We start from the raw sequence: 23,271 nt of genomic DNA on the forward strand, positions 1-23,271 counted from the left end.
CTTCCGGCTCCGAGACGCACCCTTCAAGACCCGCGGGCGACTGCGTACGCGTATGCAACCGAGGGATCTCTCCGCGCACAAGGCCTACGTCCCCGGACGGGGAGCCGAGGAGGTGGCCCGCGACCTCGGGATGGACCCCGAGGAGCTGACGAAGCTCTCGTCGAACGAGAATCCGCACGGCCCGAGTCCAGAGGCCGTCGCCGCCGTCGAGGCCGCCGCACCGGACGTGAACATCTACCCGAAAGCCTCCCACACGGACCTCACCGAACGGATCGCCGAGAAGTGGGGCCTCGATGACGCACAGGTCTGGGTGAGCGCGGGCGCCGACGGCGCGATCGACTACCTCTCGCGGGCCTTCCTCGAATCCGGCGACGAGATCCTCGCGCCCGCACCGGGCTTTTCGTACTATCCGATGTCGGCGCGCTACCACCACGGCGAGGCGTCGACCTACCGGATCTCGAAGGACGACGACTTCGATCAGAGCGCCGCGGGCGTCCTCTCGGCGTACGACGGCGAGCGCATCGTCTACGTGACGACGCCGCACAACCCCACCGGCTCGGTCCTCGACCGCGCGGAGATCCGCGCGCTCGCGGAGGGCGTCCACGACCAGACCCTCGTCGTCGTCGACGAGGCCTACGCGGAATACCACGACGCCCCCTCCGCGATCGACCTCCTCGACGAGTACGAGAACCTCGCGGTCCTCCGGACGTTCTCGAAGGCCTACGGCCTCGCCGGGCTCCGGATCGGCTACGCCGCCGTCCCCGAGGCCTGGGCGGACGCCTACGCGCGGGTGAACACCCCCTTCGCCGCCAACGAACTCGCCTGCCGCGCCGCCCTCGCCGCGATCGACGACGACGACCACCTCGAACGGTCCGTCGAGACGGCCCGCTGGGCGCGGGAGTACTACCGCGAGAACCTGGAGGTGCCGACGTGGCCCTCCGGCGGCAACTTCGTCCTCTGTGAGGTCGGCGACGCCACCGCCGTCGCCGAGGCGACCCAGGAGCGCGGCGTCATCGTCCGCGACACCTCCAGCTTCGGACTGCCGGAGTGCGTCCGGATCTCCTGCGGCACCCGCGAGGAGACCCAGAGGGCCGTCGAGGTCCTCAACGAGGTCGTCGCCGACCTCCGGCCGGAGGCGACCGAGCCGTGAGGACGATCGCGCTCACCGGGACGCCGGGGACGGGCAAGACCACCGTCTCGGAGCTCGTCGCAGAGCGGCTCGACGCCGAGGTGCTGCACCTCAACGACGCGATCCGTGAGGCCGACCTCTTCGCCGAGCGCGACGTCGAGCGCGACTCGCTGGTCGCCGACCTCGACGCCGTGCAGTCGTGGGTCGACGCGGAGGTCCCGACGGACCGGACCACGGTCGTCGAGTCCCACCTGGCGCACCTGCTCGATGTCGACGGGGCCGTCGTCCTGCGGTGTCACCCCGAAGAGCTGAAACCGCGGCTCCGAGAGCGCGGCGAGTCCGAGGGCTCGGTCGCGGAGAACGCCGAGAGCGAGGCGCTTGACGTGATCCTGGCCGAGGCGGTCGAGCGCCACGGCGAGGACTCCGTCTGGGAGATCGACACCACGGACCGCTCCCCCGAGGCCGTCGCCGACGACCTGGCGGCGGCGATCGACGGCGAGATCGAGCCCCGCGTGGGCGTCGTCGACTTCATCGACTACCTGTAACGATGACGCTCGATCAGTACCGCGACCTGGCGGACCGCCTCCTCGGCCCCTTCGTCGCCGCCGCGGACCGGCTGGGCCTGACGCCCGACGGCGTCAGCGTCGTCGCCTTCGGCTTCGCCGTCGCGGCCGGCGGCGCGTTCTACCTCGGCACGCCCGTCTGGTACTTCCTCGGTGCGGCCTTCGTCTTCCTGAACGGCTGCCTCGACCTCGTCGACGGCGCGCTCGCCCGCGCTCAGGGCGTCGACAGCGACGGCGGCGACCTGCTCGATCACGTCCTCGACCGCTACGCCGACATCGCGATGCTGGTCGGGCTGGCGGCCGGGATCGACGCCTACGGGCTCGGGCTCGCCGCGGTCACCGGCGTCCTGATGACCTCCTACCTCGGCACGCAGATCCAGGCCGTCGGCCTCGGCCGCGCGTACGGCGGCCTCGTCGGCCGCGCCGACCGCCTCGCGATCATCGGACTCGTCGCCCTCGTCTCGGCCGCGACGCTCGCCCTCCCCGCGCTTCCGGTCCGAGCGCTCGGGCTGACGGTCGTCGGCTGGCTGCTCGTCTTCTTCGCCGTCGTGGGCCACCTCACCGCGCTCCAGCGGTTCCGGGGCGCGTGGCGCGACCTCTCGTGAGGGCGGCTTCGGGACAAAACTGATTACGGTCGCGCGGGAGCCCACGAATATGGTCCCCGAACCATCCCCCACCTCCGACCGCGGCTGTCCGAAGTGCGGCCACACGGAGACCGACGTCGGGACGATCTCGACGACCGGCGGCGGCCTCTCGAAGATGTTCGACGTCCAGACGAACACCTTCAAGGTCGTCTCCTGTACGAACTGCGGCTACTCGGAGCTGTACCGCGATACGACCTCCGGCACCAGCGACATCGTCGACGTCTTCCTCGGCTGATGGCCGGGTTCGGACTCGCGTTCCTCCTCTTCGCGCTGTTCGCCCTCGTCGCCCCGCTCGGGCTCTACTACCTCGTCCGGGCCGAACGCGACGCCCGGGAGACGATGGACCGCGACGAGGCCGAGCGGGCCGCGCGGCGTGACACCCGCGACGGGCGGCGGTAGCGACGCGAATCCCTCCGCCGATCGGGTGCGTCGCCCCCAGCGTGTGCTTTATACCCCCGCCTCGACTACTGCGGGGTATGCCCCAGTGCGAGATGTGCGGCAGTAAACGGCCGTCCCTGACGACGGTCAAGGTCGAAGGGGCCGAACTCGAACTGTGCGACGACTGCAAGGAGTTCGGCACCGAGGTCCGCACTGAGTCGAGTTCCTCGCAGTCGACGAAGTACTCGACGTCGAGTTCCTCCGGGACGTCCGGATCCGGCGGGTCGTCGGGGTCGTCTTCGACGAGCGGCGGCACCGCGAGCAGTTCCTCGGGCGGGTCGAGCCGGCGCCGGCGCGATATGTTCGACGATATGGACGAGATCGCGACCGACTACGACCAGCGTATCCGCGAGGCGCGCGAGTCCCGCGGCCTGAGCCAGGAGGACCTCGCGAAGTCGCTCAACGAGAAGGCGAGCCTGATCCGCAAGCTCGAACGCGGCGACATCCTCCCCTCCGACGAGGTCCAGCGAAAGCTCGAACGCGAACTGGAGATCTCCCTCGTCGAGGGCGAAGATACCGGAGACAGCGAGTGGTCCGGCGGCTCTTCGACCACGACGACGCTCGGCGACGTGGTCAAGCGGAAGGACTGACCGGTGCCCTCGGCGTCGCGGAGAGCAACCTATTTCGGCCAGTAGCATCGTACTACGATCCGTGTTCATCCTCGTCAATCTGAAGGCGTATCCGTGTGATCCCATCGAGGTAGCGACCGCCGCGCGCGACGTCGCCGAGGCGTCCGGCGTCCGGATCGCCGTCTCGCCCCAGGCGGCCGACGTCGCCCGCGTCGCGGACACCGGCGTCGAGACGTGGGCCCAGCACGTCGATCCGAACGGCCACGGCAGCCACACCGGCAGCACCCTCGCCGAGGCGGTCGCCGAGGCCGGCGCGACGGGCACCCTGATCAACCACTCCGAGAAGCGGCAGACGCTGGCCGACATCGACGGGGCCGTCCGCGCGGCCGAACGCGCCGGCCTGGAGACGTGCGTCTGTGCGAACAACCCCGCACAGATCGGCGCCGCGGCGGCGCTCGGCCCCGACAGCGTCGCGGTCGAGCCCCCGGCGCTCATCGGCGGCGACGTCTCCGTCGCGACCGCGGACCCGGAGATCGTCGAGGACGCGGTCGCTGCGGCCGCCGCCGTCGACGACGGCGTGGACGTCTACTGCGGTGCGGGCATCTCGTCGGGCGACGACGTCGCGACCGCCGGGGAGTTGGGCGCGACCGGGATCCTGCTCGCCTCCGGCGTCGCGAAGGCCGACGACCCGCGGTCCGCGCTCGAAGCCCTGGTCGAACCACTCTAAGCGAGGCTTTACCCGTGTTGGTGACTCACATAGGTGGTGTATGACGCTCCGAGAGTTTCTCGGCGCGGCCGAAGACCCCGATCGGTCGCTCGTCGTCCTCAACCGGACGGCGCCCAATCCGGTGCAGAATATGCTCGAAGGGCTCTTCGGAGAGCATTCGATCGACGTCAGCGAGATCGAACTCCCAGACGCCGAGGCGGATCAGGTGCTCGTCGTCGAGGACGATCAGGTCCTCGCGAGCTCCCCCCTGAGCGACCTCCAGGACGCGATTTTATTCATCAACTCCGATCTGTTCATCACCGGGACCCGGGACCTCGAAGAGATCGAACTCCCCGAGGCGCTGGAACAGCTCGACGAGATCCCCTTCTACCTCCGCGGGTACCCCGAGTCGAATTCGGAGAAGCTGCTCCTGATTTTGATCTCCCGGTACATCGAACGGCGCGCCTGGGAGGAGGGCGAGGGGACGCTCCGGACGTCGTTTCAGAACCTCTCGCGGATCGAAGACGAGGTCGGGACCCACCAGGTCTACGGGCGGCTCGACGAATCGCCCGTCGACGTCCACGTCTACGGAATGCCGGGATGGCGACCGGACCCCGACTCCAGCATCACGATCCACGCGGGCTACAGCCAGGACTTCAGGGAGTCGTGGTTCGTGGTCTACACGCCGCCCGAGGACCGCGACGCCGACTCACACGTCGCGCTGCTCGCGCTCGAAGAGGCGCCGAACGAGTGGGTCGGCTTCTGGACGTTCCGCCAGTCGGTGGTCGAGGACCTGAATCGGTACATCGAGAAACATCTGTGAGCCGCGGTCGCGTCACGGTCGCGGCCGCGGACTCACTTCTCCGCGACCGGCGTGTCGAGCGTCGGTTTCGACGCCTCCTCGTCGTCGTCCATCTCCTCGCTCTCGTCGGCGGCCGCTGAGTCGTCGCTCCCGTTCCGCCCCTCGTCGAGGTGATCCGACAGATCGGGGCGGAACGCCGCTTCGACCGCGGTCACGACCTCCCGGAGCTCCGATTCGGAGAGCCGATCGGCGAACTCCGACCGGACGAGGTCGGGCAGCGCGTAGGCGTAGCGGCCCCGCCCGACGTGTTCGACGAAGCCGGCGCGACGGAGCGGGCCGTTCCGGCTGTACGCGAGCTGTTTGTCCCCGACCTCGCCGGCCGCGACGTGGGCGTCGACGGGGTCGCAGGATTCGATCTCGCGGTAGAACGCGAGCATCCGGCGCGAGGCGGGCGGCAGCGACGCGATCACGTTGCGGAGGCGCTCGATGACGTCCTCGCGGCCGGTCAGCCCCGCGGTGTGCTCGTGGGCCCGCTCGGGCTCGACACCCGCGTCTGTGGGACCGACGTGACCGTCGTCGCCGACCTCGATGTCCGTATCGAGTCCGGGATACGCGGCCGCCGCGGCCGTGGTGACCGCTTCCTCCTCGTCGGCGTCGGCGTCGGTCTCGGCCGCGTCAGCGGTCGCCGCCGACTCCTCGACGGCTCCGTCCGCGGCGGCCGCGTCGTACTGATCGAGCGCCGCCTGGCGCTCCTCGGGGCGGTTCAGATTCCGCCCGTCGCCGCCGCGATACGGCGCTTCGGCCGTCTGGAACATCGCCTGGGCGAACTGTTCGGCCATCTGTGAGAGGTCCCTGGCCTCTTCGAGTTCCCGTTCCAACTGCTGGATTCGCTGTTCTTTCTTCTCCAGTTCCTGTTTGAGGTCTGCGATCTCGCTCTCGCGACGCGCCTTCTCGTCGGAGATGTCCTGCAACTCGGAGACGAGGTCGCCGTCCACGGACTTCAGATCCGGGCGCTCGAAGTCTTCGAGTCCCGGCGTCGCGCCCGCGTCGAAGGTCTGCTTCTTGTGGAACTTCACCCGGCGGAGGGACTCGGACCAGTCGGTGACGAGGAACGCCTCGCCGTCGTCCATCTCCTCGATCGCGTCGGCGTACTCCGAGCCGAGGATCCGACCCACGACCTTGGTGTCGTTGTTCCAGGTGAGCCGGTGCCAGACGAGCCAGTCGCACTGCGTGATGAAGTCCTTCTTGACGTCGGCGGGCCGCTGGGAGATGCCGACGATCCCGAGGCCGTGCTTGCGGCCGCGCTTGCCGATCTTGATCAGCATCTTGCCCGCTTCGGTCATCCCGCCGCCCTCGGGGATGTACTCGTGGCACTCCTCGACGAGCATCAGGAAGGGCTTCTTGAGCTTCTTCTCCTTCGCGAAGAGGTGGCGCGCGACCGCGGTCAGGAGCTCCTGGGCCTCGTCGTCGTCGAGGTAGCCCGAGACGTCGAGGATGATGGGGACGTTCTGTTCGAGGGCGAGGTTCGCCAGCTTCTCGGCGTGCTCGGGACTGACGACGATGTCGCACTCCTCGTCGGCGCCGGCGTGGAGCAGCTCGAACTGCTCTTTCAGTCCGTAGTACTCGCCGTCGGTGTCGACGATCAGTACCGGAAAATTGTTCGAGAGGAGGTTCTCGATCACCACCGAGGCCGTGTTCGACTTCCCGGACCCGGACTTTCCGGTGATGAAGCCGCGTCCGGTGAGGATGTCGACGACGGGCAACTCGACGGGCGTCCCCGGCGCCGATTGCCCGTCGCCGCCCGGCCCCTCGCTGACGTTCGCGACGGCGATCGTCTCGGTGTCCTCGGTCATCTATCGGGTCGTCGCCCTCCCGCGGCATAGTTCCTTCTCCCCGTGTGACGCACGTCTGACGCCGCGGAGATCCGAGAGCGCGTCGCCGGCGGCGACTACTCGCCCTCGTCGAACTGATCGAGCGAGGCCTGGCCCCGACCCGACGGCCGTCCTGTCCGGCGCCGACCGTCGTGCTCGTCCGACTGGCGACCGCCGTCCTCCGCGGCTTCCGCAGTCTCCGCGGTCTCAGCGCCCTCCCACCCGTCGAGCCGGGCCTGCTCGCCGTCCGCAAACGAGAGGTTCGAGACGCGGACGCCGAGCTTCCGGACGGGGTCGTCTTCGAACTCCGCGAGCAACTCCAGGGCGACCGACTCCACCAGATCGGGGTCGTCGACGGGTCCCGAGAGCGACCGCTCGCGGGTGTTGATGTCGTACGGCGGCAGCACTGCCTTGATGCCGATGGTCCGGTAGGTCGCCCCGCGATTCTGCGCCCGCGAGGCGACGTCGGCGGCCAGCGCCGCGACCCGCTCGCGCTTCTCCGCCGCGCTCTCTGTCGCCTCCGCGAACGCCGACTCCCGCGAGAGGCTCTTCGGCCGGCCCGTGGGCGTCACCTCGCGGTCGTCGACGCCGCGGGCGCGGTCGCGGAGTTCGGGCCCGCGGGAGCCGAACGCCGACCGGAGTTCGGCGGGATCCGCGTCGGCCAGGTCGCCCGCGGTCTCGATGCCCATCTCCCCGAGTCGGTCGGCCGTCACCGGGCCGATCCCGTGGACCGACTCGACCGGGAGCGGCGCGAGGAACTCCGCGACCCGTCCGGGCTCGACGACGACGAGGCCGTCGGGTTTGTCGTGGTCGGAGGCGATCTTCGCGGTCGACATATTCGGCGCGACGCCGACGCTGGCGGGCACGCCGACCTCGCGGGCGATCCGCTGTTTCACGTGGCGGGCGTACCCCTCGGCCAGCGTCCGCTCGCCGTCCGGCGCCCGGTCCCAGGAGGTGCGGTCGGTGACGTCGAGGTACGCCTCGTCGATGCTCACTTCCCGGACGACGTCGGCCGAGTCGTGGAGGATCTCTTTCACCTCACCGGCGACCTCGCGGTAGAACTCCAGGTCGACCGGGCGGTAGTGGCCGACCGCGTCGGCATCGGTCTCGGACTCTGACTCGGATCCCCACTCCGACTCGTTTCCCTCGGCCGTTGCTTCCGCCTCCGCTGCGCGCGGCAGCCGTTCGAGCGCCTGCGAGATCGGCTGGGCGCTCTCGACGCCGTACTCCCGGGCCTCGTAGCTCGCGGTCGCGACCGCCCCGAACGTCTCGCCCGCTTCGTAGCCCATCCCGACCACGACCGGCTCCCCGCGGAGTGCGGGCTCCCGCAGGCGCTCGCAGGAGGCGTAAAAGCAGTCCATATCGACGTGGAGGATGATCCGCGAGGAGGGCTCCGTGCTCACGCCGGGGAGGGTCTCGCCGCTCATCGTCGGACCTCGCCGGGGTCCACGACGGGCGCGGCCCGCGGTTCCGCGGACGACGGCGGCCGGAGTCGGTCGGGTACCATCACGGGAATCCGTTCGGACGAGCGCCCGTAGGCGGGGAGGCAACTATAGCGTTCCCAAACCGGAGTGAAAGTGGATTCGACGGATCGACGGACGTGGGGCGTCGCTCGGTCGCGCGGGCGGCCTTACTTCAGTCGCTCCTGGAGGAACGACGGGTGGGCTGCGGTGATCCCCTCGATCGAGAGGATCGTCTCGGAGATGACGTCGCCGAGGGCGTCGCCGTCGCGGGCGCGGACCTCCGCCATCAGCATGTGGTCGCCCGATGAGGTGTACAGCGACTCGACGGCGTCGAGGTCCTTGAGCTCGCGAGTCGCCTCCACGTAGCGCTCCGAGGAGACGTCGAGCCCGACGAGCGCGATCGAGGTCTCCGAGAGCTTCTTGGGGTCGACGTCGGCGGAGTAGCCGACGATGATCCCCTCTTCTTCCATCTTCCGGATGTACTTCCGAACCGTGGGCTTCGAGACGTCCGCGCGTTCTGCGATCTCCGAGTACGACGCCTGGGCGTCCTCTTCGAGCACGTCGAGGATGCGCCCCTCCGTCGATGTGGTCTCCATACTCGTACGTTTTGGTCGATAGAAAAAATACCTTCCGAATAAACAAAGCGAACTCGCGAGGATGAAATGCGTCGGCCGCGGCGCGTCAAAACGCCGGAATCCGGCCGGGAACTCTCCACGCCGGGGGGCCGCAGTCCGCCGATTTGCGGTCGCGAGGCGTTACTTGTGCTTGTCGAGGAACGTGTCGTAGACGCGTTCCCACTCGTAGTCGTCGTCGAAGTACCGCTCCGCGAGCGGCTCGTCGGGGATCTCGCCGATGCGCTGTTTCTCCTGCTGGTAGGAGGGACGGTCGTCGACGTAGTACCGGCCGGTGAGGACGGTCCCCTCGTGGAGCGCGTTCTCCGTCTCGAACATCATCTCGGAGGCCTCCGAGCGGTCGGTGTTGTCGAACTCGTAGTCCTCGGAGTCGTTGACGTCGATGTAGGGGACGTACTGCTTTGCGTCCTTGTTCCAGGTCGGACACTGGGTGAGGAAGTCGACGTGCGAGAAGCCGTCGTGTTCGATGGCCTCGACGATGATCTCCTTGGCCTGGTTCGGGTTCACGGCGGCCGTCCGGGCGATGTAGGAGGCGCCGGCGTTCAGCGACATCGACAGCGGCCGGATCGGATCCTTCGCCGACCCGTGGGGCTGGGTCTTGGACTTGTGGCCCTTCGGCGACGTCGGGGACGTCTGGCCCTTCGTCAGCCCGAAGATCTCGTTGTTGAACACGATGTAGGTGATGTCGTGGTTCTCCCGGGCCGTGTGCATGAAGTGGTTGCCGCCGATCCCGTAGCCGTCGCCGTCGCCGCCGGCGGCGACGACGGTCAGGCCGGGGTTCGCCAGCTTCGCCGCCCGCGCGATCGGGAGCGAGCGGCCGTGGATCGTGTGGAAGCCGTAGCTGTCGAAGTAGCTGTTCAGCTTGCCCGAGCACCCGATGCCCGTGCAGACGAGCATCTCCTCGGGCGAGAGGCCGAGTTCGGCGGCCGCGCCCTTCAGGGCCTTCAGGACCCCGAAGTCGCCGCAGCCGGGACACCAGGTGGGCTGGGGTTCGAGGCCGGGGGTGTACTCGTTGCGGTCGCGTTCGACGTCTTCACCGATTGCACTGAATGCGCTCATTGTTAGTCACTCGCTGCGGGGACGAATTTGGTCTCGTGGCCGGGGAGCGTCCCGTCCTCGACGATGCTCGTGACGAACCCGTCGACGATCTCGTCGGGCTCGAAGGGGTTGCCGTTGTACTTCAGCAGGCTCGAGAGCTTCTCGCCGTAGCGACCGAGTTCCTTCTGGGTCAGACCGCGGAACTGCGCGGAGGCGTTCATCTCGACGACGAGCACCTCGTCGACGCTCTCGATGAACGCCGAGACCTCCTCGACCGGGTAGGGCGCGAGCTCGGAGACGCCCAGCGACTTCACCGAGTGTCCCCGCTCGTTGAGTTCGTTGACGGCCTCCTCGACGGTCCCCTGCTGGGAGCCGAACGTCATAATCCCGTACTCGGCGTCCTCGGGGCCGTGGTGGGCGTTCGTGCCCTCGTCGGCGTCGAGGTCGGCGCGGATGGCCTCCATCTTCTCCATCCGGCGGTCGACCTGATTGACGCGGTTGTCGGGGTCCTCGGAGATGTGCCCCGCGGGCATGTGTTCGTTGCCGGTCGCGAGGTAGCGACCGCCCTCCTGGCCCGGGATCGACCGGGGGCTCACGCCGTCGTCGACGTCGTGCTGGAAGCGGTTGTACTTCCCGGAGGGGTCGTGCGGCGCGTCCGCGAGCTCAGCCTCGGTGACGACCGACCCGAGGTCGGGGTTGGGCTCCTCGTCGAAGACGCTGGCCGGAACGTTCTGGAGTTCGCCGCCGTTCTTCTGGTCGTAGAGGACGATCGCCGGGATCTGGTACTCGTAGGCGATCTGGAACGCCCGGCGGGTCTGGCGGTACGCCTCCTCCGCGCCGGCGGGCGCGAAGACGACGCGGTGGGAGTCGCCCTGCGAGGTGTAGAGGACGTGTTCGAGGTCGGCCTGTTCGGGCTTGGTCGGCATCCCGGTCGATGGGCCGGCGCGCATCGCCTCCACGAGGACGACGGGCGTCTCCGTCATCTCCGCGAGGCCCAGCGGCTCGGACATCAGCGCGAAGCCGCCGCCCGAAGAGCCGGACATCGCCTTGACGCCGGCGTGGGAGGCTCCCAGCGCCAGCGCGGCCGCGGCGATCTCGTCTTCGACCTGCTCTGAGATGCCGCCGACCTCGGGGAGGTTCTGCGACATAATGGTGAAGACCTCGGTCCAGGGGGTCATCGGGTAGCCCGCGATGAACCGACAGCCCTCGTCGAGCGCGCCGTAGGCGATGGCGTCCGAGCCCGAGATGAGGACCTGGTCCCCGTCGTGGTCGCCCTCCGGCACCGAGATGTCGGGGGCGTCGGCGTCGAACTCCTCCTGGACGGTCTCGTAGGCGTCGTCGAAGACCGACATGTTCGGCTCGAACACCTTCTCGGGCATCGTGTCCTCCATCAGGCTCTTGATGACCCGGGGCTCGATGTTCGCGATGGCGCAGGTGACGGCGACGCCCGCGGTGTTCCGCATGACCTCGCGCCCGTGTTCGCGGGCGATCGTGCGGAGGTCGATGTCGTAGACGTGCCAGCCGTTCTCCTCGACGCGCTCGTCGAAGTCCGGGATGTCCCCGGTGTCGAGGAGCCCCGAGTCGTAGACGATGACGCCGCCCTCGTTCAGCTCGTCGAGATTCTCGGACAGCGGCTTTACCTCCTCGTTGCCGTAGTAGGCGTTCTCCTGGGGGTTCCGGGCGAAGGAGTCGCCCAGCGCGAGGAGGAAGTTGTACCCGTCACCGCGGGACTTCACGGGGTCCTCGGAGACGCGGACCTCCGTGTAGGTGTGACCACCACGGATGCGCGACGGGTAGTGACGATGCGTGAATACGTGTAGGCCCGCTCGCATCAGGGCCTTAGCGAAGTTCTGGCTCGTCGAGGCGATCCCGTCTCCGGAACCACCCGCGATTCGCCAGATGAGTTCGTCGTCAGTCATATCTGAGCTCACGGCCCGCGTGGGCCACTACCGAACACTTTCGAAAGGACTCGATTAAAGCCTTTGCTATACGTTACCAAGGAAAGATGATGATAGACCAAATGTATGGACGAAAGGCGCGATATATTTGCATCTGATAGTACAATGTTGGCTGATAGTACTCATTGCAAACGTTTGTTTAGAGTAGATGTCGAGTCCCGACGGAACAGAACTACAAGCGGCCGGGGTCGCCGGGGCAATCCGAACATTGCGGACGTATTCGGTTTTTGTCCGATATTATCGTATTACCTTCTCTCCACATCGGATCCGACCGCCGCCGAGGCTTACTCGTTTTCGGGGCTGGAGGGGTGGTAGTCGGTGTCGTATTCGCCCGGCTGGTCGTCGAGCCGATCGGGGTTGATCCGCCCGCCGAGGAGCATAAAGTCGAGGATCGTGAGGTTCAGCATCGCCTCGACGACGGGGACCGCACGCGGCGGCAACACGGGGTCGTGGCGGCCGACGACCTGGATCTCCTTTTCCTCGCCGGTCTCCCAGTCGACGGTCCTCTGCTGTTTCGGGATCGACGTGGGGGCGTGCCAGGTCACCTCGCCGTAGATCGGCTGGCCTGTGGTGATGCCGCCCTGGAGGCCGCCGTGCTTGTTGCCCTCCGGGACGGGATTGCCCTCGTCGTCGAACTCCCAGTCCTCGTTTCGGTCCTTGCCGGTCCACTCGCGGGCCTCCTTCCCGAGGCCGAACTCGAACGCGGTGGTCGCCGGGATCGACATCATCGCCTGGCCGAGCCGCGAGGGGAACGAATCGAACCGCGGCGCGCCCAGACCGCGCGGGACGCCCTGCGCCTCGAAGTAGATCGAGCCGCCGATCGAGTCACCTTCCTGCTGGTACTCGTCGATCCGCTCGCGCATCTCTTCTGCGGTCTCGGGATCGGCACACCGGACTTCGTTCTCCTCTGTGTGTTCGAGCATCTCCTCGAAGGTGACCTCGGGGGCCTCGATGTCGCCGATCTGATTGACGTGCGCCTTCACCTGCACGCCCTCGGTTTCGAGGACCTTCTTCGCGATCGCGCCGGCGGCGACCCAGTTCACCGTCTCCCGCGCGGAGGAGCGCCCGCCGCCGCCCCAGTTGCGCGTCCCGAACTTCGCCGAGTAGGTGAAGTCGCCGTGGCTCGGTCGCGGGGCGGTGACGTACGGCTCGTACTTGCCCGAGCGGGCGTCCTTGTTCTCGATGACCATCCCGATCGGGGTGCCCGTCGTGTAGCCGTCCTGGATCCCGGAGTTGATCGAGACCGCGTCGGGCTCGCCCCGCGAGGTCGTGATCATCGACTGTCCCGGCTTCCGCCGGTCCAGTTCCGCCTGGACGTCGTCCTCGTCGAGTTCGAGCCCCGCCGGACAGCCCGAGACGGTCACGCCCATCGCGTCGCCGTGGCTCTCGCCGTAGGTGGTGACCTGGAAGAGCCGGCCGAATCGGTTGCCGTTCATTACCTCGCCGTCGTGGTTCCGTCCATATATACGTTGCAGAAAGTGGCGGGTCTCGGCCACGGACGGGGCGTTCGACCCCCACGGACCGTTCAGACGCCACGCTCACCACGGCCCGGCGTCGCCGACGACGGTCCGGGTCTGCTCGCGCATGAACTGCGGCAGGTACCAGTAGCCGCCCGCGAACTTGCTCGTCGTGCCCGAGGCCTTCCAGCCGCCGAACGGCTGGGCCTGCACGAGCGCGCCGGTCGTCGCGCTCTGTGACCGATTGACGTAGCACATCCCCGACTCGATCCGGTCGAGCCACGTCTCGATCTCGGCGTCGTCCTCGGAGAACAGCCCGGCACAGAGGCCGTACTCGCTGTCGTTGGACTTCCGGATGGCCTCGTCGAGACCGCCGACCGGATGGATCGTCACGAAGGGGACGAAGTGCTCCTCGCGCGCCACGTCGTGGTCGTGCGGGACGTCGACGGCGACCGTCGGCCGCACGTACCGGCCGGCGGCGCCGTCGACAGCGCCGACGACCTCGCCGCCGGTGAGCACGCGCCCGACCTCCCGGGCGGTCTCGCAGACCTCGCGGTACCGTTCCACGGCGTCCTCATCGATGAGCGGCGCGACGACGGCGCCGGGATCGTCGGGCGCGCGGTCCGGGATCTCTTCGGTGGTCTCGACGAGCCGTTCGGTGAACGCGTCGGCGACGTCCTCGTGGACGTAGACGCGGGAGGTGGCCGAGCACTTCTGGCCGCCGAAGCCGAACGCGCCGTAGCGCACGCCCTCGACGGCCTTCTCCAGGTCGGCCTCGGCCGTCACCGTGACGGGATTTTTCCCGCCGAGTTCCGCGATCACGGGCCCCGGCTTCTCCCGTTCGACGAAGCTCCGCTCGATCTCTCTGCCGACGGCGCGGGAGCCGGTGAAGGCGACGCCGCTCACGTCTTCGTGTTCGACGAGCGGCTCTCCGACGGCCCGGCCGCCGCCGGTGACGAGATTGAGGGCGCCGTCCGGGACGCCCGCGTCTGAGAGGAGCGAGACCGTCTCACGGGCGATCAGCGGGGCCGCGCTCGCCGGCTTCGCGACGACGGTGTTGCCGGTGACGAGCGCGCCCGTCGTCATCCCGACGAAGATGGCGAAGGGGAAATTGAACGGCCCGACGACCCCGAAGACGCCGTACGGTTCGAGGACGTTCCGACAGCGCTGGCCGGGCGTCGGCTCGCCGGTGTCGAGGCGGTAGCCCTCGTTGCGTTCGAGTTCGCGGGCGTAGAACCGCAGGAAGTCGATCCCCTCGTCGACGTCGGCGACCGCCTCGAACCGGTTCTTCCCCGCTCCCAGGGTGAGGATCGCCGCGAGTTCGTACCGGCGGTCGCGGGCGCGCTCTGCGGCCTCCCGGAAGATCGCCGCGCGGTCGCGCCAGTGGGTGTGCCGCCACTCGTCGAAGGCGTCGGTCGCGGCGGCGACCGCGCGGTCGACGTCGTCCTCGTCCCCGCTCGCGAACTCGCCGACGAGGAGGTCCGTCTCGCCGGGGCTCTCGACGCTGAACCGCTCGTCGCGCTCGACCGCCGCGCCGCCGATCACGAGCGGGTGCGACTCCCCGAGGTCCTCGCGCACGCGCTCGACGGCCGACTCGTAGCGGTCGTGGAATTCGTCGAGCGTTCCCTCCCGCCGGTGGGTGAACGCCGTCTGTTCGTTCTCGAAGGGCTGCGAACGCATACGGAAACTGAGGGGCCGCGGCATCATAACTGTGACACCAGCCCGCACACGACGAGTGGCGCGTCCGCCCGTGGAGTTATGCGGTCCGGCGGCGACCATCCGCTATGGACCGAGCGGTCGTCGAACCCGACGTCGATGCTGTCCCCGGACCGAAGGCCGAACGATGGGTCACCCACCACCACGAGGTCGCGGCCCCGAGCACGGCCGCCTACGAGTTCGTCTGGGACCTGACCGAGGAGGCGATCGGCCCCTTCTGCACCGACGTCGACGGCAACGTCTTCTTAGATTTCACGAGCCACGTCGCCTCGTCGCCGCTGGGGTACAACAACCCGGCCGTCCGCGAGAGGATGGCGGCGCTGGACCTCCCGTCGCCGACCAAGATCGCCGGACAGAGCTTCTACGCCGGCACGGGCTGGCCGCCCGAGGACTCGGATCTGCCGGGACCGACCCAGCTGATGGACCGGCTCACGGAGCTCGGATCGGGATACGATCTCGACACCGTGTTCCTCTCGAACTCCGGCGCCGAGGCGGTCGAAAACGCCATCAAGATCTGCTACGACCACCGGGAGGGGGCCGGACAGGCCATCACGTTCGAGGGCGCCTTCCACGGCCGGACGCTCGGCGCGCTGTCGTTGAATCGCTCGAAGGCCGTCCACCGGCGGGACTTCCCGGAAATCCCGGGCGTCCACGCCGTACCGTACTGCGAGGATCGGACTTGCACGGCCGAGTCGTGCTCGTGTGGGTTCTTCGCCGGCGACGGCTCGCGCCTGCGCTCGATGCTCGACCCCGACCGCGGCTACGTCGACCCCGACGACCTCGCGTACCTGATCATCGAACCGGTCCAGGGCGAGGGCGGCTACCGCTTCCCCAGCGAGGCGTTCGCCGAGGAGATCGCCGACGTCTGCGAGACCCACGACGTGCTCTTGATCGCCGACGAGATCCAGACCGGCGTCGGCCGGACGGGGGAGTGGTGGGGCTCGGACCACTACGCGTTCGAGCCCGACGTGATCGCGAGCGCGAAGGCGCTCCAGGTCGGCGCGACGCTCTCCCGGCGGGAGATCTTCCCCGAGGAGAAGTCGCGGCTCTCCTCGACGTGGGGGGCCGGCGACGTGCTCGCGGCGCTCCAGGGCGCTGTCACGATCGACGTCATCGAGTCCGAGGGGCTCCTGAAGAACGCCCGCGAGAGGGGCGAGCGGCTGATGGATCGCCTGCGCGAGGCCGACCTGGCCGACGTCGACAACGTCCGCGGCCGGGGACTGCTCGTCGCGTTCGACCTCCCGACGAAGGAGCGGCGCGACGCCGTGATCCGGGCGGCGCTGGAACGCGGCCTGCTCACCCTGGGCTGCGGCTACCGGTCGATTCGGCTCCTGCCGCCGCTCGACGTCACCGAGCGGGAGATCGACCTCGGCGTGGAACTGCTGATCGATGCCGTCGAAGCCGGCGAGTGAGGCGTCGGGGACCCGCTACTCGTGGCGGTCGACCGCCGCGCCCAGCGACTCCATCGCGTCGAAGAAGTCCGGGAACGACACGTCGACGTGTTCGGCGCCCTCGATGACGGTGTCGCCGTCGGCGGCGAGCCCCGCGACGGCCAGCGACATCACGATGCGGTGGTCCGCGCGGCCGTCGACGCGCGCGCCCACGAGGTCGGTGTCGCCGCCGTGGACGGTCAGCCGATCGCGCTCTTCAGTCACCGACGCCCCCATCTTCCCCAACTCCTCGGCCATCGCGCTCACGCGGTCGGTCTCCTTGTACCGGACGTGCTCGCAGTTCTCGATGACGGTGTCGCCGTCGGCGACGGCCCCGAGGGCGGCGATCGTCGGCAGCAGGTCGGGCGTGTCGCCGACGTCGACGGTGGTTCCCGACAGCGACGCCCGCGGGACGGCGATCTCGCCCGCGTCGCGGTCCCAGCCGACCGCGGCGCCCATCGACTCCAGGATCTCGACGATCGCGCTGTCGCCCTGGGCGCTCGGGCGCGCGCCCTCGACGAGGACGCGGTCGCCCTCCGCCGCGGCGACGGCGCCCGCCGAGAGCAGGTACGACATCGACGAGAAGTCGCCGGGGACTGCGTACTCGCCGCCTTCGGGAGCGTAGGACTGGCCGCCGGGGACCGAAAAGCCGTCGTCGGTCTTCGCCGCGTCGACGCCGAAGTCGTCGAGGACTTCGAGCGTGATGTCGACGTACGGCGCGGACTTCAGTTCGGTTTCGAGTTCGACGTCGATGCCCTCGTCGGTGACGGCGCCGGCCATCAGGAGCGCGGTGATGTACTGCGAGGAGACGTCGCCGGGGATCGACACCGCGCCGCCGTCGATCGACTCGCCGACCACGAGCGGGGCCTGGCCGTTCCGCCGCGTCGACTCCGCCCGCCCGCCGAGCTGCCGGATCGCGTCGAGGAGCGGCCCCTGCGGGCGCGAGCGGAGGGAGTCGTCGCCGGTGAACACGCAGAGCCCCTCGGCGAGCGCGCCGCAGGCGGTGACGAGCCGCGTGGTCGTCCCCGAGTTCGCGCAGTCGACGACGTCGTCCGGCACCTCGGGACGCCCGTCGAAGCCGGAGATCGAGAGCCGCGCGTCGCCGTCGCGCTCGACCGAGCCGCCGAAGGCCTCGACCGCGCGCATCGTCGCGCGGGTGTCGGCGCTCACGAGCGGGTCGGCGACGACCGCCTTCGCGCCGTAGCCGGCGGCGAGGGTGGCCCGGTGGGTGTAGCTCTTCGAGGGCGGCGCGCGAACGCGCCCCGCCACGCGGGACTGCGAGATGGTGACGTCCATACGGTCCGTTCGCGCTGGCTGGGGTATGATACTTACTGTCGGATCCGACCGCGAGCGTTTATATCGCAGAACGGGGGCAGGGCCGCCGTGACCTGAGTTCGGTCCCGCGTCGTGCCGCGGTTGCCCGGCACAGCGGCGCGGGCGCGGTCGTGCCGGCTGTTCGCTAGACTCGATGCCGTCGACGGACCGCCAGCAACGCGGCGGCCGCGACGGCGACGACGGCGGTCACGAGGCCGAAGCCGGGTGTGCTGGTCGCCGTCGGCGTCCGCGTGGGGAAGTCGGTGTCGGCCGGCGTGTCGACGTCCGCGCCCGCGGTCGCCGACGTCTCGGTTCCGCTCGACGCCGAGAGCGCCTGGTACTCCTCGTAGGCGTCGGGGTGGACCGCCTCCAGGATCGTCTCCGCCGCGAGCACGGAACGGGGCGCGGGCTGTTGGAGGTAGTTCGTGTTCACTCTGACGACGTTCCCCTCCTGGACCGCCGTCGTGCTGTTGTAGGCCGCGTTGTTCGGGATCGAACTGCCCTCGGGGACCACGATCCAGGCCGGGCTCATATTCGCGACCGTCTCGTCGTTGATCGGCTGAAAGCCGGAGATTCCGACCTCGGCGGCGCCGTTCCGGAGCCCCGCCGTCTCCATCACGTCGCCGATGAAGGTGTTCGCTCCGGAGGTGTACCCGTAGAAGACGTTGAGCCCGACCGGCCGCTCCTCGCCGTCGAGCGCCTGTCGCATCAGGTCCAGCGAGCGGCGCATCTCGTCGGCCCGCTCGACGCCCGCCTCGCAGTTGCCGGTGAGTCGGCCGATACGTTCGGTCTTCTCCGCGACGAACGAGAGCGAGGTCGCCTCCCCGAAGACGTAGACGGGGATTCCCGCGCGGCGGATCTGCTCGACGCGCTCGGCGGCGAAGCCGTAGGTGCTGTTCGGGACCAAGACGAGATCGGGTTCAGCGTCCAGGACCGCCTCCACGCTCGGGCCGTTCGCACCGGAGACGTTCGCCTTCTCGCTCGCGCCGTCGAGGTACGTCGCGTACTGCGAGACGCCGACGACCTCGTCCCGCGCGCCGATCTCCCACATCGTCTGGGCCGCGCTCGGATTGAGCGTCACGACTCGCTCGGGGTCTTCGGGAATCTCGACCTCGGTACCCGTCGCGTCCGTCGTCGCGTAGGGGAACTCGCAGGTCGGCGCGTCGCCGCCGTGCGATTCCAGGGGGCCGCCGTCAGCGGCGGTGGCGGCCGCCGCGGGACCGGCGGCGACGGTGACGAGTAGGACAGAGAGCACGAGCGCCTTGCGGAGCATACCGTGGGCTGGACGCCATTGCAACAAGTATTTGCCTAATCCAAGTGAGATTGGGTACAACCGTGACCGTCAGGACGCGCGCCGTCGGCTGGTCGGCCGCGCTGACGGCCGTCCTCGCGCTGACGGTCGTCCTGAGCGCCGGCGTCGGTCCGGTGTCGATCCCGGCGCCGACCGTCGCGAAGATCCTGCTTTCTGCGGATCCATCGCCGCTGGCGTTCGGGCGAGCGATCAGCCACACGAATCGGCTCATCGTCCTGAACATCCGGCTGCCGCGGATCGTCCTGGCGGCCCTCGTCGGCTTCGCGCTCGCGACTGCGGGGGTGGTGATGCAGGGGTTCTTCCGCAATCCGATGGCCGACCCCTCGATCGTCGGCGTCTCCTCGGGCGCGGCCGTCGGCGCCGTCGCGACGATCGTGCTCCCGTTCGCGTTCCCGTTCGGCCTCGAACTCCAGGGCGCGGCGTTCGTGACGGCCGTCCTGACCGCCTTCGGCGTCTACCTCATCGCCACTCACGACGGCCGGACGCCGACCGCGACGCTGCTGCTCGCGGGCGTGGCCGTCCAGACGTTCCTGGGGGCGGTCATCTCGCTCCTGCTCCTGCACAGCGGCCAGAGCCTCCGCCGGGTGGTCTACTGGCTGATGGGCCACCTCGGCGGGACGACCTGGGGCGACGTCCGCGCCATCGCAGTCGTCCTCCCGCCGCTCTTCGTCCTCTTGCTCGTGTACGCCCGCGACCTCAACGTCCTCCTCCTCGGCGAGGAGGACGCCCACACGCTCGGCATCGACGTCGAGCGGACGAAACGGGTGTTGCTGGCGGCGTCGAGCGTCGTCACCGCCGCGGCGGTCGCCGTCACCGGAGTGATCGGGTTCGTCGGGCTCATCGTGCCCCACGCGATGCGGTTGGTCGTCGGCCCCGACCACCGCGTGCTGCTCCCGACGAGCGCTCTGGCCGGGGCGTCGTTCCTCGTCGCCACCGACACGCTGGCGCGCTCTGGTGCGGCGGAGGTCCCGGTCGGGATCGTCACGGCCGCGCTCGGCGCGCCGTTCTTCCTGTATCTGCTCCGCTCGCGGGAGGTGACGGGGCTGTGAGCGATCCGCTCGTCTCCATCGAGGATCTCCGAGTCGCGTTCGGGTCGCTGACCGTACTCGACGGCATCGACGCGACCGTCGGGCCGGGGTCCTTCGTCGGTCTCGTCGGACCCAACGGGGCTGGAAAGACCACGCTCCTCCGAACGCTCAACGGAACGGTATCGCCCGACTCGGGCACCGTCTCCGTCGCGGGCGAACGCATCGCCGATCTCTCGTCGAGGGCCGCGAGCCGGCTCGTCGCGACCGTCCCCCAGGACACGATCGTCGCCTTCGAGTTCGACGTCCGGCAGATCATCGAGATGGGACGCAACCCCCATCGGTCGCGGTTCGGCGGCTGGTCCCGCGCCGACGCCGAAGCCGTCGAGCGCGCGCTGGACCGCGCGGACGTCCGTGAGTTCGTGGACCGCTCGATCACGACCCTCTCGGGCGGCGAGCGCCAGCGCGTTCTCCTGGCGCGGGCGCTCGCCCAGGAGACGCCGCTGTTGCTCTTGGACGAACCGACCGCGAGCCTCGACATCAATCACCAGGTCCGCACGCTCGAACTGCTGCGGCGACTCGTCGCCGACGGCAAGACCGCGATCACGGCGATCCACGACCTGAACCTCGCGGCCCACTACTGCGACGAACTGCTCCTCCTTTCCGACGGGAAAGTCGCCGCCCAGGGGCCGCCGGAAGCGGTGCTCACAGAACGGGCCCTGGAGGACACCTTCGACGCCAACGCGGTGGTCTCGCGGCACCCGGTCACGGGATCGGTGTACGTCACCGCCCTCCCCGACGGGAAGCCGGTCGACGGCACGGACCGCTCCGAACCCACGGGACGCGACTCCGAGCGGCCCGGCCGCGTCCACGTGATCGGTGGCGGCGGGACCGCCGCGAGGCTCCTCTACGTGCTCGATGCGGCCGGATACGAGGTCACGATCGGGGCGCTCAACGAGGGCGACACCGACACCGAGACCGCTCGGTCTATCGGGCTCGATCCCGTGACCGTCGAGCCCTTCGCCGGCGTCGACCCCGAGACGCGCGCGGCGGTCGAGCGGCGCATCGACGCCGCCGACTGCGTCGTCGTCGCGGACGTCGAGATCGGGACCGGGAACCTCCCAAACCTCCGGGCGGCCACCGCGGCCGACCGAGTGGTGCTCGTCGAGGACCGACCGTTCGACGAGCGGAACTACGTCGGCGAGGAGGCCGCGGGGGTCTACGAGCCGCTCCGGGAACGCGCTCGAACCGTCGAGTCGAAAGACGTCTCGACCGCCGTGGCGGACCTGATCGACGGCGACACGGCCGTTCACAGTGACGGTACCGGAGGCGAGACGGCGGAACCCGCGCCCCCAGATCGACGGCCGAGCGAGCGATCTCGGTAACTCTCGCCGGGGGGTCGCGTCGCTACGAGTCCCGGCGAACGTTTCGGCCCGGTATTGTGTTCGCACACGGCCGACAGATTTTTTATGCGCGGGGTATAAGTATGGGATGAGAACGAGGCGGTGGTTCGGTTCTCACCGTCCTCCCGTACCACAAAATGAGTGATGCCCTTAACGCGCGCACGCGCGAGAACGACGAAGAGCGAACGTGGCGCGACCACAGCGCCGACGAGAGCCGTCGCGACGACCAGCACGAGACGCGGGACCAGAAGCCGACCGAAGAGGAGGCGCTCCAGTGCCCCGAGTGCGGTTCGACAGACCTCGTCACCGACGACGAGCGCGGCGAGACCGTCTGTAACGACTGCGGGCTGGTCGTCGACGAGGACTCGATCGACCGCGGCCCCGAGTGGCGCGCCTTCGACAGCGCCGAACGCGACGAGAAGTCCAGGGTCGGCGCACCGACGACGAATCTGATGCACGACAAGGGCCTGTCGACCAACATCGGCTGGCAGGATAAAGACGCCTACGGCAACTCCCTGTCGTCGAATCAGCGCCAGAAGATGCAGCGGCTGCGGACCTGGAACGAGCGCTTTCGAACCAGGGACTCGAAGGAGCGCAACCTCAAGCAGGCGCTCGGCGAGATCGACCGGATGGCCTCCGCACTCGGCCTCCCCGAGAACGTCCGCGAGACCGCGTCGGTCATCTACCGCCGCGCGCTCGACGAGGACCTGCTGCCCGGCCGCTCCATCGAGGGAATCGCGACCGCGTCGCTCCACGCGGCCGCCCGGATGGCGCAGGTGCCCCGGAGCATCGACGAGGTCGCGCGGGTCTCCCGCGTCGACGAGGACGAGTTCGAACGGGCGTACCGCTACGTCGTCCGCGAGCTCTCCCTGGAGATTCAGCCGGCCGATCCCGCCGAATACGTCCCGCGGTTCGCCTCGGATCTCGAAATTCCGAAAGAGACCGAGCGGACGGCGAACGACCTCCTGGAGAACGCCAAGCGACAGAACGTCCACTCCGGGAAGTCACCGGTCGGCCTCGCGGCCGCCGCGCTCTACGCTGCCGCACAGTTGACCAACGAGGAGCTGACCCAAGCAGACGTGAGCGAGGTGACCGACATCTCGGAGGTCACGATCCGCAACCGCTATCAGGAACTGCTCGAAGCCTGGGACCTCGACTCGCCGCACGGTGGTCGAAGCGGCGCCGCCGAGGCCTAGGCCCGACGAATCCGTTTGTTGTCGACCGCGACGCGTCGAAACCGCGCGGTCGCTACCCCTCGACGACGACCACGCCCTTCATCCCGAGCTTCTTGTGCGGTTCGCAGTAGTACTTCACCGTCCCGGACTCGGAGAACGTCTGTGAGTACGTGTATCCCGCCTCCATCACCAGTTCCGAGCTAAACGAACCGTCCTTGGCGACGACGTTGTGCGAGCTGCCCTTGCCCGTCCACTTCCAGACGACCTTCGTACCCGGGGACACGCGGACGGCGGCGGGGCCGAACCCGAAGTAGCCGCCGTTGGCCTCGACGCCGACCTCGACAGTGACCTCCGATTTGCCGGTCTCGTCGACGACTCCGGTGTAGTTCGAAACCCCGGAGAGCCAGCCGTCGAACGAGGGCTTCGAGCCGCCTCCGCTGCTATCGCCACCGGAGGCAGTCGTCGCGTCGCCACCGGAGGCAGTCGTCGTCTCGCCGCCCGAGCCGGAACTCGAGCCGCCCGAGCCGGAACTCGAGCCGCCCGAACAGCCGGCGAGGCCGGCAGCCATCGCCGCAGTTACGCCCAGAAATCGCCGACGGGAAGTGCCGTTTCGTGACATCGACAGA

General features: G+C 69.0%; 22 protein-coding genes. 12 read left to right on the forward strand and 10 right to left on the reverse strand.

All coding sequences use genetic code 11. The features are described 5' to 3' along the window. The first annotated feature begins 52 nt into the window (after positions 1 to 52). The 8 genes from hisC to ACQUQ0_RS11875 all read left to right on the forward strand — a co-directional run bounded on the left by hisC (position 53) and on the right by ACQUQ0_RS11875 (position 4,872). The gene (gene hisC / locus ACQUQ0_RS11840) at positions 53 to 1,150 is read left to right on the forward strand and encodes a histidinol-phosphate transaminase (RefSeq protein WP_435185249.1); all 1,098 of its coding nucleotides are present in this window, start codon (positions 53 to 55) and stop codon (positions 1,148 to 1,150) included. Continuing rightward, the gene (locus ACQUQ0_RS11845) at positions 1,147 to 1,674 is read left to right on the forward strand and encodes an adenylate kinase family protein (protein ID WP_435185251.1); all 528 of its coding nucleotides are present in this window, start codon (positions 1,147 to 1,149) and stop codon (positions 1,672 to 1,674) included. The genes hisC and ACQUQ0_RS11845 overlap by 4 nt, the downstream gene beginning before the upstream one ends. A gap of 2 nt (positions 1,675 to 1,676) precedes the next feature. Next, positions 1,677 to 2,297 carry a CDP-alcohol phosphatidyltransferase family protein gene (locus ACQUQ0_RS11850; RefSeq protein ID WP_435185252.1) on the forward strand — a complete coding sequence of 207 codons (621 nt, stop codon included), beginning with the start codon at positions 1,677 to 1,679 and terminating at the stop codon, positions 2,295 to 2,297. A 49-nt stretch (positions 2,298 to 2,346) separates the two neighbouring features. After that, positions 2,347 to 2,571 carry a zinc ribbon domain-containing protein gene (locus ACQUQ0_RS11855; RefSeq protein WP_435185254.1) on the forward strand — a complete coding sequence of 75 codons (225 nt, stop codon included), beginning with the start codon at positions 2,347 to 2,349 and terminating at the stop codon, positions 2,569 to 2,571. Beyond that, positions 2,571 to 2,735 carry a hypothetical protein gene (locus ACQUQ0_RS11860; protein ID WP_435185255.1) on the forward strand — a complete coding sequence of 55 codons (165 nt, stop codon included), beginning with the start codon at positions 2,571 to 2,573 and terminating at the stop codon, positions 2,733 to 2,735. The genes ACQUQ0_RS11855 and ACQUQ0_RS11860 overlap by 1 nt, the downstream gene beginning before the upstream one ends. A gap of 77 nt (positions 2,736 to 2,812) precedes the next feature. Continuing rightward, positions 2,813 to 3,364: a multiprotein bridging factor aMBF1 gene (locus tag ACQUQ0_RS11865; protein ID WP_435185257.1), complete on the forward strand. Its 552-nt coding sequence runs from the start codon at positions 2,813 to 2,815 to the stop codon at positions 3,362 to 3,364. 61 nt (positions 3,365 to 3,425) lie between these two features. Further along, the gene (tpiA, locus tag ACQUQ0_RS11870; protein ID WP_435185258.1) at positions 3,426 to 4,070 is read left to right on the forward strand and encodes a triose-phosphate isomerase; all 645 of its coding nucleotides are present in this window, start codon (positions 3,426 to 3,428) and stop codon (positions 4,068 to 4,070) included. 40 nt (positions 4,071 to 4,110) lie between these two features. Then, a complete protein-coding gene (locus tag ACQUQ0_RS11875) occupies positions 4,111 to 4,872 on the forward strand; it encodes a DICT sensory domain-containing protein (RefSeq protein WP_435185260.1) in 762 nt (253 codons plus the stop codon). Positions 4,873 to 4,904: 32 nt separating this feature from the next. Here ACQUQ0_RS11875 and ACQUQ0_RS11880 read toward each other — a convergent pair whose 3' ends face one another. The 7 genes from ACQUQ0_RS11880 to ACQUQ0_RS11910 form a co-directional block, all read right to left on the reverse strand. Continuing rightward, positions 4,905 to 6,704, reverse strand: coding sequence for a helicase HerA domain-containing protein (locus ACQUQ0_RS11880; protein WP_435185262.1), 1,800 nt, complete (start codon positions 6,702 to 6,704; stop codon positions 4,905 to 4,907). A 95-nt stretch (positions 6,705 to 6,799) separates the two neighbouring features. After that, positions 6,800 to 8,149 carry a DNA polymerase Y family protein gene (locus tag ACQUQ0_RS11885; protein WP_435185264.1) on the reverse strand — a complete coding sequence of 450 codons (1,350 nt, stop codon included), beginning with the start codon at positions 8,147 to 8,149 and terminating at the stop codon, positions 6,800 to 6,802. A 203-nt stretch (positions 8,150 to 8,352) separates the two neighbouring features. After that, complete coding sequence (gene lrpA1 / locus ACQUQ0_RS11890) at positions 8,353 to 8,781, reverse strand: HTH-type transcriptional regulator LrpA1 (RefSeq protein ID WP_435185266.1); 429 nt, start codon at positions 8,779 to 8,781, stop codon at positions 8,353 to 8,355. Positions 8,782 to 8,940: 159 nt separating this feature from the next. Then, complete coding sequence (locus tag ACQUQ0_RS11895) at positions 8,941 to 9,876, reverse strand: thiamine pyrophosphate-dependent enzyme (RefSeq protein WP_435185268.1); 936 nt, start codon at positions 9,874 to 9,876, stop codon at positions 8,941 to 8,943. 2 nt (positions 9,877 to 9,878) lie between these two features. After that, positions 9,879 to 11,774, reverse strand: a complete 1,896-nt coding sequence (locus tag ACQUQ0_RS11900; protein WP_435185269.1) for a 2-oxoacid:acceptor oxidoreductase subunit alpha — start codon at positions 11,772 to 11,774, stop codon at positions 9,879 to 9,881. Between the two features lie 323 nt (positions 11,775 to 12,097). Beyond that, on the reverse strand, positions 12,098 to 13,249 hold the full coding sequence (gene aroC / locus ACQUQ0_RS11905; RefSeq protein WP_435185271.1) for a chorismate synthase: 1,152 nt from the start codon (positions 13,247 to 13,249) through the stop codon (positions 12,098 to 12,100). 102 nt (positions 13,250 to 13,351) lie between these two features. Beyond that, on the reverse strand, positions 13,352 to 14,950 hold the full coding sequence (locus ACQUQ0_RS11910; protein WP_435185273.1) for an aldehyde dehydrogenase family protein: 1,599 nt from the start codon (positions 14,948 to 14,950) through the stop codon (positions 13,352 to 13,354). 104 nt (positions 14,951 to 15,054) lie between these two features. On the opposite strand from ACQUQ0_RS11910, the gene ACQUQ0_RS11915 reads away from it, so the two are divergent. Then, positions 15,055 to 16,398, forward strand: coding sequence for an aspartate aminotransferase family protein (locus ACQUQ0_RS11915; RefSeq protein ID WP_435185275.1), 1,344 nt, complete (start codon positions 15,055 to 15,057; stop codon positions 16,396 to 16,398). Between the two features lie 15 nt (positions 16,399 to 16,413). Here ACQUQ0_RS11915 and aroA read toward each other — a convergent pair whose 3' ends face one another. Beyond that, positions 16,414 to 17,712, reverse strand: coding sequence for a 3-phosphoshikimate 1-carboxyvinyltransferase (gene aroA / locus ACQUQ0_RS11920; RefSeq protein WP_435185276.1), 1,299 nt, complete (start codon positions 17,710 to 17,712; stop codon positions 16,414 to 16,416). 163 nt (positions 17,713 to 17,875) lie between these two features. Next, a complete protein-coding gene (locus ACQUQ0_RS11925; RefSeq protein ID WP_435185278.1) occupies positions 17,876 to 19,003 on the reverse strand; it encodes a PGF-CTERM-anchored ABC transporter substrate-binding protein in 1,128 nt (375 codons plus the stop codon). A 62-nt stretch (positions 19,004 to 19,065) separates the two neighbouring features. Between ACQUQ0_RS11925 and btuC the strand changes: the two genes are divergently transcribed. The 3 genes from btuC (at position 19,066) to ACQUQ0_RS11940 (ending at position 22,666) form a co-directional block, all read left to right on the forward strand. Further along, the gene (btuC, locus tag ACQUQ0_RS11930) at positions 19,066 to 20,091 is read left to right on the forward strand and encodes a vitamin B12 ABC transporter permease BtuC (protein ID WP_435185279.1); all 1,026 of its coding nucleotides are present in this window, start codon (positions 19,066 to 19,068) and stop codon (positions 20,089 to 20,091) included. Continuing rightward, positions 20,088 to 21,452 (forward strand): heme ABC transporter ATP-binding protein, encoded by a 1,365-nt coding sequence (locus ACQUQ0_RS11935; RefSeq protein WP_435185281.1) that lies wholly within the window; start codon positions 20,088 to 20,090, stop codon positions 21,450 to 21,452. The genes btuC and ACQUQ0_RS11935 overlap by 4 nt, the downstream gene beginning before the upstream one ends. Before the next feature lie 155 nt (positions 21,453 to 21,607). Beyond that, positions 21,608 to 22,666, forward strand: coding sequence for a transcription initiation factor IIB (locus ACQUQ0_RS11940; protein WP_435185283.1), 1,059 nt, complete (start codon positions 21,608 to 21,610; stop codon positions 22,664 to 22,666). A gap of 52 nt (positions 22,667 to 22,718) precedes the next feature. Here ACQUQ0_RS11940 and ACQUQ0_RS11945 read toward each other — a convergent pair whose 3' ends face one another. Further along, complete coding sequence (locus ACQUQ0_RS11945; protein ID WP_435185285.1) at positions 22,719 to 23,264, reverse strand: halocyanin domain-containing protein; 546 nt, start codon at positions 23,262 to 23,264, stop codon at positions 22,719 to 22,721. Between the last annotated feature and the right edge of the window lie 7 nt (positions 23,265 to 23,271).

The organism is Halobellus sp. EA9 (genome assembly GCF_051195055.1).
GTDB classification, from domain to species: Archaea; Halobacteriota; Halobacteria; order Halobacteriales; family Haloferacaceae; genus Haloquadratum; species Haloquadratum rubicundus.